At 69.7% G+C, this 11,659-nt stretch carries 10 protein-coding genes; 3 read left to right on the top strand and 7 right to left on the bottom strand.

The features are described 5' to 3' along the window. Positions 1-302 precede the first annotated feature (302 nt). Together BZL64_RS02465 and BZL64_RS02460 are read left to right on the top strand one after the other, a co-directional pair. Positions 303-830, top strand: coding sequence for a universal stress protein (locus BZL64_RS02465; protein ID WP_086765628.1), 528 nt, complete (start codon positions 303-305; stop codon positions 828-830). Between the two features lie 151 nt (positions 831-981). After that, positions 982-1,545 carry a GPR1/FUN34/YaaH family transporter gene (locus BZL64_RS02460; RefSeq protein ID WP_086765626.1) on the top strand — a complete coding sequence of 188 codons (564 nt, stop codon included), beginning with the start codon at positions 982-984 and terminating at the stop codon, positions 1,543-1,545. Positions 1,546-1,646: 101 nt separating this feature from the next. Here BZL64_RS02460 and glmS read toward each other — a convergent pair whose 3' ends face one another. Together glmS and BZL64_RS02450 are read right to left on the bottom strand one after the other, a co-directional pair. After that, positions 1,647-3,464, bottom strand: coding sequence for a glutamine--fructose-6-phosphate transaminase (isomerizing) (glmS, locus tag BZL64_RS02455; protein ID WP_086765623.1), 1,818 nt, complete (start codon positions 3,462-3,464; stop codon positions 1,647-1,649). 52 nt (positions 3,465-3,516) lie between these two features. After that, complete coding sequence (locus BZL64_RS02450; protein ID WP_086765621.1) at positions 3,517-3,774, bottom strand: hypothetical protein; 258 nt, start codon at positions 3,772-3,774, stop codon at positions 3,517-3,519. A gap of 186 nt (positions 3,775-3,960) precedes the next feature. Between BZL64_RS02450 and BZL64_RS02445 the strand changes: the two genes are divergently transcribed. Next, positions 3,961-5,526 carry a purple acid phosphatase family protein gene (locus BZL64_RS02445; RefSeq protein ID WP_086765619.1) on the top strand — a complete coding sequence of 522 codons (1,566 nt, stop codon included), beginning with the start codon at positions 3,961-3,963 and terminating at the stop codon, positions 5,524-5,526. Between the two features lie 29 nt (positions 5,527-5,555). Here BZL64_RS02445 and BZL64_RS02440 read toward each other — a convergent pair whose 3' ends face one another. From BZL64_RS02440 to desA, 5 genes are all read right to left on the bottom strand, one after another. Further along, on the bottom strand, positions 5,556-6,482 hold the full coding sequence (locus BZL64_RS02440) for a DUF4429 domain-containing protein (RefSeq protein WP_086765617.1): 927 nt from the start codon (positions 6,480-6,482) through the stop codon (positions 5,556-5,558). A gap of 94 nt (positions 6,483-6,576) precedes the next feature. Beyond that, the gene (locus BZL64_RS02435) at positions 6,577-8,346 is read right to left on the bottom strand and encodes an IucA/IucC family protein (RefSeq protein WP_086765615.1); all 1,770 of its coding nucleotides are present in this window, start codon (positions 8,344-8,346) and stop codon (positions 6,577-6,579) included. Further along, positions 8,343-8,897 (bottom strand): GNAT family N-acetyltransferase, encoded by a 555-nt coding sequence (locus tag BZL64_RS02430; protein ID WP_086765613.1) that lies wholly within the window; start codon positions 8,895-8,897, stop codon positions 8,343-8,345. The genes BZL64_RS02435 and BZL64_RS02430 overlap by 4 nt, the downstream gene beginning before the upstream one ends. Next, complete coding sequence (locus BZL64_RS02425; protein WP_086765610.1) at positions 8,894-10,177, bottom strand: lysine N(6)-hydroxylase/L-ornithine N(5)-oxygenase family protein; 1,284 nt, start codon at positions 10,175-10,177, stop codon at positions 8,894-8,896. Before BZL64_RS02425 ends, BZL64_RS02430 begins: the two co-directional genes overlap by 4 nt. Next, the gene (gene desA / locus BZL64_RS02420; protein ID WP_086765608.1) at positions 10,161-11,603 is read right to left on the bottom strand and encodes a lysine decarboxylase DesA; all 1,443 of its coding nucleotides are present in this window, start codon (positions 11,601-11,603) and stop codon (positions 10,161-10,163) included. The genes BZL64_RS02425 and desA overlap by 17 nt, the downstream gene beginning before the upstream one ends. Positions 11,604-11,659 lie beyond the last annotated feature (56 nt).

Genomic DNA, 11,659 nt, shown 5'->3' with positions numbered 1-11,659 from the left:
CGGGCTCCTCCCTGGGGGGTGGTTCGGGGGGTTCAACGCCTGTTCGACCGGTCGGTCACTCATCGGATGGCGGGCGGGCAGGTGAATGCCGTGCGAACCGCCTGTACGGGGCAGCAACCATTGCGTTACCGGCGGCCCCTCGGGCATGCTCCCTGGAACCCCCACGGACCGTGGGCGGGACTGGGCCCTGGAAGCGTGGAGCCGTACCCTTGGGGGTATGGGGTTGGGAAGATGATTCCCGGACACGCTCCGCCGCTCACGCTCGTCCCACCCGTACCAAGGATCGATACGCCGAGACAGCCATGGCCGGTCACGAATTCTTCGAACCAGCGGACCGCAAGCGGCCCGTCGCCGATCACACGGCGGCCGAGCCCCTGGCGGCGGAAGAGGCACGCCCCTCCTGTGATCCCGCTTTCCAGCACGGTGTCGTCGTCGGCTTCGACGGATCGACGTCCAGCGAGCGGGCCCTGGCGTACGCCGTAGGCATGGCTCACCGGTCCCGCGCGGGCCTGATCATCGTCCATGTGGCCAACCGGCTGCCCACCACGGTGTGGGCGGGCTGTGAGCCGCCGGTCTTCGTGGACGTACCCGACCACCGCACCGAGGTGCTCGGTCTGGAGCTGGCCTGCGCCGAGTATCTGGCCGAGGTGCCCTGGATCCTGGTCGAGCGCGGCGGTGACATCTGCCACGAACTCGAAGAGGTGGGGCGGGAGTACGCGGCGGACGCGATCGTCGTCGGTTCGACGCACGGTATCGTCGGACGGATCTTCGGGTCGGTCGCGGGGCGGCTCGCCAAGCGGGCGAAGCGGCCCGTCGTCGTCATTCCGTAACTCGCCCTCCTCCCAGGTGAGATGAGTCCTGGGGAACTCCAACTCCCTTGCGCGCCACGGCAAACTACTCGTGCGTAGAGGTGGTTTGTGCCCTTGTGAAGGGCATAACCCGTGCATCGCACCAGCGCGCACGCATGAAGGGAGCCCCGCCGTGGACAATGACGTCTCTGCGGGAAGCAGCACCACCGTCGTCGGCCGACTCGCCCTCGGTGTCACCCTGTTGGCCGTCGGCCTCGGGTACACCACTCTCATCGACGGCGTCACGGCGGCCGACGCCGTGCCGATCGCCCGGTACGTGGGCGGAGTCGCCCTCTTCCTCGCCGGCCTGATGGCCTTCCGCGACCGTGACACCGTCTCGGGTACGGCCTTCTCGGCGGTCGGCGCCCTCTGGTTCACCTGGGCGGCCTCGGCCGGTGCCCAGGCCTCCGCGAACGCCGCCGGCCTGTTCCTGCTGCTCTTCGCCCTGGTCGCGCTGACCCTCACGGTCACCGCCGCCGACCAGCTCGCCAAGGGCACCTACGGGCTGTTCCTCGTCTCCCTCGTCCTGCTCGCCGTGGCGGACTTCGCCGAGAACGAGGGTCTCGCGAAGGCCGGCGGCTGGTTCGCCGTCGGGGCGGGAGCCGTCGCCTGGTACGCGGCGACGGCGGCCCTCGCGCACTGGCCCACGGCGCTTCCACGACGGGCTGCCCGCCCCGGCGTGACGGCCACGGGCTGATGGGCAGCCGACGCCGGGGAGTTGGGCATCCCCGGTGAACAGAGCGGACCCCCCGGTGGAAGGTGGCATCACCGGGGGGTCCGTCGTGTCGAGGGGAGTGACTACTCCACCGTCACCGACTTCGCGAGGTTCCTCGGCTTGTCGATGTCGCGGCCCAGGGACTTGGCCGTGTAGTAGGCGAGGAGCTGGAGGGGGATGCCCATCAGGATGGGGTCCAGCTCGTCCTCGTTCTTGGGGACGATGATCGTCTGGTCGGCCTTCTCCTGGTCCTGGTGGGCGACCGCGAGGATCCGGCCGCTGCGGGCCTTGATCTCCTCCAGGGCGGCGCGGTTCTTCTCCAGCAGGTCGTCGTCGGGGACGATCGCGACCGTCGGCAGGGCGGGCTCGATCAGAGCGAGCGGGCCGTGCTTCAGCTCGGAGGCCGGGTAGGCCTCGGCGTGGATGTAGGAGACCTCCTTGAGCTTCAGGGAGGCCTCACGGGCGACCGGGTAGCCCCGGACGCGGCCGATGAAGAGCATGGAGCGGGCTTCGGCGAACTGCTCGGCCAGCTCCTTGATCTCCTCCTCGCCCTTCAGGATCTCGGCGATCTGGGCGGGCAGTCGGCGCAGACCCTCGATGATCCGCTTGCCGTCGCGCACCGACAGGTCACGGGTGCGGCCCAGGTGCAGCGCGAGCAGCGCGAAGGCGACCGTGGTGTTGGTGAAGCACTTGGTGGAGACGACGCAGACCTCGGGGCCGGCGTGCACGTAGATGCCGCCGTCGGCCTCGCGGGCGATGGCCGAGCCGACCACGTTGACGACGCCGAGGACCCGCGCGCCCTTGCGCTTCAGCTCCTGGACGGCGGCCAGCACGTCGTACGTCTCACCGGACTGGGAGACGGCGATGTACAGGGTGTCGGGGTCGACGACCGCGTTGCGGTAGCGGAACTCGGAGGCGGGCTCGGCGTCCGCGGGGATGCGGGCCAGCTCCTCGATCATCTGGGCGCCGATCATGCCCGCGTGGTATGAGGTGCCGCAGCCGAGGATCTTCACGCGGCGGATCTGGCGCGCCTCGCGGGCGTCCAGGTTGAGGCCGCCGAGGTGCACGGTGGAGAAGCGGTCGTCGATGCGGCCGCGCAGCACGCGGTCCACGGCGTCGGCCTGCTCGTGGATCTCCTTGTGCATGTAGGTGTCGTGGCCGCCCATGTCGTAGGAGGCGGCCTCCCACTCGACGGTGGTGGGCTCGGCCGTGGTGCGGGTGCCCTCGGTGGTGTAGGTGCGGAAGTCGTCGGCCTTGAGGGTGGCCATCTCGCCGTCGTCGAGGGTGACGATCTGGCGGGTGTGGGTGACCAGGGCGGCGATGTCCGAGGCGACGAACATCTCCTTCTCGCCGATGCCGAGGACGACCGGGGAGCCGTTGCGGGCGACGACGATCCGGTCGTTGAAGTCGGCGTGCATGACGGCGATGCCGTAGGTGCCCTCGATGACGCGGAGCGCCTCGCGGACCTTGTCCTCGAGCTTCTCGGCCTGGGAGCGGGCGACGAGGTGGACGAGGACCTCGGTGTCGGTCTCGGAGAGGAACTCGACGCCGTCCGCCTCCAGCTTGCGGCGCAGGTCGGAGGCGTTGTCGATGATGCCGTTGTGCACGACGGCGACCTTGAGGTCGGCCGACATGTGCGGGTGCGCGTTCACGTCGGAGGGGGCGCCGTGGGTGGCCCAGCGGGTGTGGGCGATACCGGTGGTGCCCTTGAAGCGGGCCGGGACCTTGGCTTCGAGGTCGCGGACGCGCCCCTTGGCCTTGACCATCCGCAGGCCGGCCGTCTTCGGGGAGGTGACGACGATGCCCGCGGAGTCGTAGCCGCGGTACTCCAGGCGCTGGAGGCCCTCCAGGAGCAGGGGCGCGACGTCACGCTTCCCGATGTATCCGACGATTCCGCACATATGTAGGCAATCCCTCTGTAGTTCTGGGCTGGTCCCCGGCCGGTCCTGTCGGTCAGCCGTAGACCATGCGGCGCAGCTGGCGGAGCGTCGGCTCCGGCGGTGCCACCGCCCGGTAGGTCAGGTCCGCCGCGATCCGTTCGAAGATCTCCGCGTTGACCAGGCCCTGGGCCTGGAGCTCGCGGTGGCGGCGACGGACGAAATCCTCGGTCGTCTCGTCGAAGTAGGCGAGAACGTCCTGGATCACCCGCAGGGCCTCACCCCGGTTGAGGGGGGTGGAGCGCGTCAGGTGATCAACGAGTTCGTCGTGCACCCGGTAGATCCTGGGGTACCGGCGAGAGTTTCGCAACAATCCTGCCCGATTCCGGGCAGGGGCTTGTGGGGGATCTTTGGGGCAACGTTGAACCTCTCATGAGTGGCTGTTCGTGGGACGTCCATGCCGCCGCCCGCAGCTCGTCGCTCGGGGAGACGAGTTTCATACGCCATGGACATTCCTCGCATGGGCGTACCCGAGCAGCTGGCCGAGCGCATGAGCATGGCCGAGCAGCACGAGTACCTGCGCACCAAGCTCTCCCGCCGCACGATGATCAGAGGCGGCGCGGTCACCGTCGGCGCCGTCACCGGCGGCGCCTTCGTCACCGGCGCCGCCGCGCAGGCCGCCCCCCGCGCCCGGCGGACGGCCCCCCGCGCCGAGAAAGTCGACGGCGCCCTCGTCGCGCCCTTCGGCCGCCACCTCGCCTACGGCACCGACGCCCGCACCGAGATGACCATCTCCTGGCAGGTCCCGGTCGCCGTCGACCAGCCGTTCGTCCGCGTCGGCGTGCACCCCTGGGACCTCTCCCACAAGATCCGGGCCGAGATCCGTACGCTCCACACCCCGGCCGGGATCGGCGCGAGCGGCGACCACACCCAGTACTACGTCCACGCCCGGCTGGCCCGCCTCCAGCCCGGCCGTACGTACTACTACGGTGTCGGGCACGCCGGCTTCGACCCGGCCGCACCGCAGCTGCTGGGGACCCTGGGCACCTTCACCACCGCCCCCGCGACGAAGGAGCCGTTCACCTTCACCGCCTTCGGCGACCAGGGCGTCAGCTACCACGGTCTCGCCAACGACGCCCTGATCCTGGGCCAGAACCCGGCCTTCCACCTGCACGCCGGCGACATCGCCTACGCCGACCCGTCCGGGGCCGGAAAAGCCGCGGACACCGGTTTCGACTCCCGTACCTGGGACCAGTTCCTCGCCCAGACCGAGTCGGTCGCCAAGCAGGTCCCGTGGATGGTGGCGTACGGCAACCACGACATGGAGGCCTGGTACTCGCCCAACGGCTACGGCGGCGAGGAGGCCCGCTGGGTCCTCCCCGACAACGGCCCCGACGCCGGCAACCTGCCCGGCGTCTACTCCTTCGTGCACGGCAACACGGCGGTCGTCTCGCTCGACGCCAACGACGTCTCCTTCGAGATCCCGGCCAACCTCGGCATCTCCGGCGGCACCCAGACCACCTGGCTGGAGAGCCGGCTCAAGCGGTACCGGGCCGACAAGGACATCGACTTCGTCGTGGTGTTCTTCCACCACTGCGCCTACTGCACCTCCACCGCCCACGCCTCCGAGGGCGGCGTACGCCAGGAGTGGGTGCCGCTGTTCGAGAAGTACACCGTCGACCTGGTGATCAACGGCCACAACCACGTCTACGAGCGCACCGACGTCCTCAAGGGCGACCGGGTCGCCAGGAAGCTGCCGATCGGCGGCACCGCCTACCCCGAGACCGACGGCGTCGTCTACGTCACCGCGGGCGCGGCCGGGCGCAGCCTGTACGCCTTCAGCGCCGACCAGTCCTACGAGGGCCACGAGAAGGACCTGGAGTCCGTCCCCTCCTACGTCGTCGAGAAGGACGGCAAGCGGAACGAGACGGTCGCCTGGTCGCGCGTGCGCTACCTCGACTACAGCTTCCTGCGCGTGGACGTCACCCCCGCCGCCAGGGGCCGGTACGCCAGGCTGACCGTGAGCGGCATCGCCGAGACCGGCGAGCGCATCGACCACTTCACGGTGGCGCGCCGGGCCGGGTAGCTCCCCGGCGGGCGGTTCTCGCCCAGCTCCTACATGCGTCTGAGGACCGCCTGCTTGGCCAGCGTGAACTCCTCCTCCGTCAGCACCCCTTCGCGGCGCAGCTCGCCCAGCTCCCGCAGCCGCCGCAGCAGCGCGTCATGACCGTCCTCGGCGGAAGCGGAAGCGGAAGCGGAAGCGGGAGTGGGGGAGGGGGAGGGAGCGGCGGCGACGGCCCGTGGCGCCTCCGCGGGCGGCCGTACGGCGCTCTCGGAGGCCGCGGCCGGGTGCGGCAGCCTGGCCTGTACGGCGGCCGCGACGAGGGCCATCAGCGGGTCCTTCCTGAAGCCCCACAGCTCCACCGCGTTCGGGTCGTACTTGGCCGGGGTCTTCACCGGCACGCCCCGGACGGTGAAGCGCAGCCGGCCGTTCTCCAGACCGGCCGACGGATACCACTCCACGGCCGTGATCTCGTCGACGGGCAGGGTGCGGGCGCCACCGGCGGCCTTGGCGTCCTCCGTCTTCCAGTTCCACTCCAGGCGCACCCGCTCGCCGTCGAAGTTCGCGGTGCCGTCCCCGGCGGAGACCGACAGGGGTATGGAGGGGCCGGGCAGCAGGTAGGCGTCCACCGGGCCGGCCGGTACCTGGTCGAGGAGCAGCGCGTTGCGCACCTCGTCGGCGACGTACTCGGCGACGCCGTAGCGGTCGGGCTCCACGACGAGTTGGTAGGGGTCGTGGGGTTCGGTGAGCCGGCCGCCGGTGGCGTGCAGCAGCGGGCAGGCGCCGTCCCGCAGCCGCAACCTGAGCCGGCCCGACTTCTTGCCCTGCTCGAACGAGACGCCCGCCAACGCCCGCAGCGGGACGAGAAGTTCACCCAGGGTCCTGCGGAGCAGGCCGACGTTCTTGTCCCGTCCCGGCGTCAGTCGCAGGGCATCCCCGTCGAAGACCCAGGTGCCGTCCTTCTGGATGATTTCCGCCATGGGGGGATTGTTCCATCACCTGTTCGCCCCGGCGGGGGGTGACGACGGACGCCCCCCGAGGACCGTACTCGGGGGGCGTGCGCCGGTCGGTGGGTCAGAACCCGGCGAGCGGGTTCTTCAGGGTGCCGATCAGCTGGAGGGCGCCGGACGGGTCCGACAGGTCCACCATCTGCTTGTTGTCGCGCAGCTGGAGCCGGTTGAGGCAGGACAGCGCGAACTCGGGGGCGAACATGTCGTACTGCCGGAACTTCTCGGCGAGTTCGGGGTTCGCCGCCTGGTACTCGCGGGTGACCTCGGCGACCGTGCGCCAGAAGCCGTCCTCCTCCAGGATCCCCTCGGCGGCCAGGCCGGCGGCGAGGAAGCGGAAGAAGCAGTCGAAGACGTCCGTGAAGATGGACAGGAGCTTCGTGTCCTCGGGGACCTCGATCCGGATGCGCCGCACCTCGGGCGGCAGCACCGCGTCCGGGTCCATGACGGCGATCTCCTCGGCGATGTCCTTGTAGACCGCCCGCTGCACGACGCCGTCCTTCAGCACCAGGATGGTGTTCTCGCCGTGCGGCATGAAGACCAGGTCGTAGGCGTAGAAGGTGTGCAGCAGCGGGGTGTAGTACGCCCGCAGGTAGTGCCGCAGCCACTCGGTGGGGGCCAGGCCCGACCGCTCGATCAGCGCGCCGGCCACCGACCTGCCCTCGTGGTCCACATGGACGAGGGCGGCCATCGTGGCGAGGGACTCGCCGTCGCGGAGGGAGGCGACGGGGCTCTCCCGCCACAGCGCGGCCAGCATCTTGCGGTACGGCGAGTAGCGGTCGGTCGCCGCCTCGTACTCGAGGTGCCGGTAGCCCACGGCCGCCCGCTCCCGGATGATCGACAGCCCCGTCGACCTCAGCACCGGGTCGTTGTCGATCAGCTGGGCCAGCCAGTCGTTGATCGCCGGGGTGGCCTCCATGTACGCCGCCGACAGGCCGCGCATGAAGCCCATGTTGAGGACGGACAGGGCCGTCTTCACATAGTGCTTCTCGGGGCTGGTCCTGTTGAAGAACGTCCGGATGGATTGCTGCGCCAGGTACTCGTCGTCGCCCTCGCCCAGGCACACCAGGTTGCCGCGGGCGATCTCGGCGGCGAAGGTGACGGTGAGCTTGTTCCACCACTGCCAGGGGTGGACGGGGATGAGGAGGTAGTCGGCCGGGTCGAGGCCCCGCTCGCGCAGTACGCCGTCGAAGCGGTCGACGGTCTCCTTGCCCAGCTCCTGCCGGACGAACGACTCGTAGTCGATGCCGACGCCCGCCGTGAACGCGGCCCGCGACCGGTGCGCGGCCAGCCACACCAGGCGGACCGGGCTCGCGGTCTCCGGGGCGTACGACAGGTACTCGTGGACGCCGAAGCCGAGCCGCCCGTTGTTGGCGACGAAGCAGGGGTGGCCCTCGGTCATCCCGGTCTCGATGGCCTGGAAGCCGCTGTCCACCAGTTCCGCGGCGGGGATCTGCGGCTTGGTGAGCTTGTAGCAGGTGCCGGAGAGGGTGGAGGAGATCTCCTCCAGGTAGACCGGCAGGATCTCGTCGCTCAGCTCCAGCGATTGCTTCAGCTCGATGAAGAAGTCCAGTGCGGCGACCGGGAGTTCGACGCCGTCGCGGCTGCGGGTGATGGAGTCGGCGTCGATCTGCCAGTGGTCGAGGGCGCGGCGTACGGCGGTGAAGCGGTAGTACGTCAGGCCGTCGTCACTGCGGACGACGTAACCGTCGTCGATGCGTTCGGGGGTGAACAGCCGCTCGTGCGCGAACTCCGCGAGGGCTTTGCGGACCAGCAGGCGGTTGGCCTTCTCCCAGCGCTCGGGGGAGAGGTGGGCCACGGCGTCGGCGAGGCTCACGCGCGCACCCCCGTGGCCGCGACGAAGCGTTCCCGTGTGCAGAAGCTCAGCAGCGCCGGCTTCTCGGGCTTCTGGATCTCGCGCTCCGGCACGAAGCCGACGGCCTCGTTCAGGGCCTGTACGGCCGTGTTGGAGACGTCGGGCTCGACCACGATCCGTTCGGTGGCCGGGTCGGCGAAGAGGTGTGCCATGACGGCGGTGATGACCGCGCGGGTGAAGCCGTGCACGGGCCGGTCGGTGGGGGCGACCAGGAAGTGCATGCCGACGTCACCGGGCCGCGGCTCGTACAGGCCGACCAGCTCACGGTGACGCGGGTCGTAGTACTCCATCAGGAAGGCGGGTACGCCGTCGTGCAGCCCGAGCAGGGCGTGGTGGTGCTCGTCGGCGGTGATCTCCATGTAGGCGCGCTCGACGTCCACCAGCCTGGCCTCCTGCATCATCCAGAAGGCCGCCTTGGGGTGCGTCACCCAGGAGTGCAGCAGCTCGGCGTCCTTGAGGGGGTCGAGGGGGCGGAGGGTGAGACGGCCGACGGCCGCGGAGGTGGTGCTCATGCGCTGAACTCCTGGAACGCGATGGTCTTCTCGACGGGGTAGTACTCGCTGCCGAGCAGCTCGCGGATGATGTAGCTGTTGCGGTAGGCGCCCATGCCGAGGTCCGGGCTGGTGATGCTGTGCGTGTGCACGCCCGCGTTCTGCAGGAACACACCGCGGCCCGTGGTGTCGATGGCGTAGTTGCGCGCCACGTCGAAGTTGCCCTGCGAGTCGTAGCGCAGCCGGTCGCGGACCGGCTTGAGGAACTCGGGCTCGGCGTACTTGTAGCCGGTGGCCAGGACCAGGCCCTGCGAGGCCAGCTCGAAGTCCTTGCCCTGTTCCTCCTGCCTGAAGGACAGGGTGTACGTGCCGTTCTCGTACCGTGCGCCGCGCAGCGCCGAGTTGGTGAGCAGGCGGGCGGGCACCGGGCCGCCGAGGTTCTTCTGGTAGAGCAGGTCGAAGATCTCGTTGATGAGGTCGCCGTCGATGCCCTTGAAGAGGCCCTTCTGCTCGGCCGTGAGCCGGTATCGGGTGGGCTCGGGCAGCTCGCGGAAGTAGTCGACGTACTCGGGGGACGTCATCTCCAGCGTCAGCTTGGTGTATTCGAGGGGGAAGAAGCGCGGCGAGCGCGTCACCCAGTTCAGCTGGTAGCCGTGGACGTCGATCTCGCTGAGCAGGTCGTGGTAGATCTCGGCGGCCGACTGGCCGGAGCCGACCAGCGTGATCGAATCCTTCTTCTGCAGCTCCGCCTTGTGCGCCATGTAGCGGGAGTTGTGCAGGAAGTCCCCGCCCAGGTCCGCGCAGGCCTCCGGGATGTGGGGCGGGGTTCCGGTGCCCAGGACCAGGTGACGGGCGCGGAACTCCTCGCCGGCCGTGGTGCTGACGACGTACAGCCGGGCGGCCTCGTCGTACGTCACCTCGGCGACCGTCGTGGAGAAGCGCACGCTGGTGAGCTTGTTCGCGGCCCAGCGGCAGTAGTCGTCGTACTCGACGCGCAGCGGGTAGAAGTTCTCGCGGATGTAGAACGAGTACAGCCGGCCCTTCTCCTTCAGGTAGTTGAGGAAGGAGTACGGCGAGGTCGGGTCGGCGAGGGTCACCAGGTCGGACATGAACGGCGTCTGCAGGTGCGCGCCTTCGAGGAACATGCCCGCGTGCCACTCGAAGTCGGGCTTCGACTCCAGGAAGACGCCGCGGAGTTCCTCGATCGGCTCGGTCAGACAGGCGAGGCCGAGGTTGAAGGGGCCGAGCCCGATCCCGACGAAGTCGTGGGTGGCGGCGGGGTTCTCAGGACGCGCGGACAACGGACTCTCCCAGGTACTGCTCGGCATGGGCGGCGATCAGGTCCAGTACGGCGGCCATGTCGTCGACCGTCGTCTCGGGGTTGAGCAGGGTGAACTTCAGATAGTGGCGGCCGCTCACCTTGGTGCCCGCGACCACCGCGTCGCCGGAGGCGAACAGGGCCTTGCGGGCGTACAGGTTGGCGCGGTCGATCTCGGCCGGGTCGGTCACGGCCGCGGGGATGTAGCGGAAGACCAGGGTGGACAGCGACGGCTCGACGACGACGTCGTAGCGCGGGTCGGCGGCCAGCAGTTCCCAGCCCCGCACGGCGAGGTCGCAGACCTCGTCGAAGAGCTGGCCGATGCTGTCGGCGCCCATCGTGCGCAGCGTCATCCACAGCTTCAGCGCGTCGAAGCGGCGGGTCGTCTGGAGGGACTTGTCGACCTGGTTGGGGATACGTTCCTGCACCATGCGGCGCGGGTTCAGGTACTCGGCGTGGTAGGTGGCGTGGCGCAGCGTGGCCGCGTCCTTGACCAGCACGGCGGAGGAACTCACCGGCTGGAAGAAGGACTTGTGGTAGTCCACGGTGACGGAGTCGGCGTGCTCGATGCCGTCGATCCGGTCGCGGTACTTCACCGAGGCGAGCAGGCCGCAGCCGTAGGCGGCGTCGACGTGCATCCAGGTGCCGTACTGCTCGCACACTTCGGCTATCTCGGGCAGCGGGTCGATGGAGCCGAAGTCGGTGGTGCCGGCGGTGGCGACGACGGCCATGGGGACGAGGCCGTCCTGCGCGCAGCGCTCCAGTTCGCGGGCGAGCGCGACGGTCCGCATGCGCTTGTCGTGGTCGACGGGGATGGAGATCACGGCGTCCTGGCCGAGGCCCAGCAGCTGGGCGGACTTCTTCACGCTGAAGTGGCTGACCTCGGAGGCGAAGATGCGCAGTTTCTCCAGCGAGTCGGTCTTTGCCTCCTCGCGGGCGAGGAGCAGCGCCTGGAGGTTGGACTGGCTGCCGCCGGAGGTGAACACGCCGTCGGCGGCGGGGCCGAGGCCGATGCGGGCGGTCGTCCAGTCGACCAGTTTCCGCTCGATGAGGGTGCCGCCGGCCGACTGGTCCCAGGTGTCCAGGGAGGAGTTGACGGCGGACAGGACCGCCTCGCCGAGCACGGCCGGGATGACGACCGGGCAGTTGAGGTGGGCGAGGTAGCGGGGGTGGTGGAAGTAGACCGCGTCGCGGAGGTAGACCTCCTCCAGCTCGTCCAGCACCGCCGTGGTGTCACCCAGCGGCCGGTCGAGGTCGATGCTCTCGATGCGCGGAGCGAGGGCGTCGGCCGTGATGCCGGTGAACGGACGGTCGGTGGCGGCGATTTTGGCTGCCACCCGCTCGACTCCTTCGGTCACGGTGCGGCGGTACCGCTCCGCGTTCGTGCCATTGAGCAGGTGCGAGCGCATCGTGGGGGTCCTCCGGGATGGGGACGGGTCCGCCGCGGGACGGACGCGGGGGCGGA

This window comes from Streptomyces bobili, assembly GCF_002154575.1.
GTDB lineage: Bacteria > Actinomycetota > Actinomycetes > Streptomycetales > Streptomycetaceae > Streptomyces > Streptomyces bobili.
Note: the sequence above shows the minus strand (reverse complement) of the source record. Positions and strands in the feature narration are given on the sequence as shown.

Bases quoted from the DNA above. Each gene is read 5' to 3' on its own strand.
- BZL64_RS02440 (WP_086765617.1), bottom strand. From the start codon at position 6,482: ATGGCGGAAATCATCCAGAAGGACGGCACCTGGGTCTTCGACGGGGAT.
- BZL64_RS02430 (WP_086765613.1), bottom strand. From the start codon at position 8,897: ATGAGCACCACCTCCGCGGCCGTCGGCCGTCTCACCCTCCGCCCCCTC.
- glmS (WP_086765623.1), bottom strand. From the start codon at position 3,464: ATGTGCGGAATCGTCGGATACATCGGGAAGCGTGACGTCGCGCCCCTG.
- BZL64_RS02445 (WP_086765619.1), top strand. From the start codon at position 3,961: ATGGGCGTACCCGAGCAGCTGGCCGAGCGCATGAGCATGGCCGAGCAG.
- desA (WP_086765608.1), bottom strand. From the start codon at position 11,603: ATGCGCTCGCACCTGCTCAATGGCACGAACGCGGAGCGGTACCGCCGC.
- BZL64_RS02465 (WP_086765628.1), top strand. From the start codon at position 303: ATGGCCGGTCACGAATTCTTCGAACCAGCGGACCGCAAGCGGCCCGTC.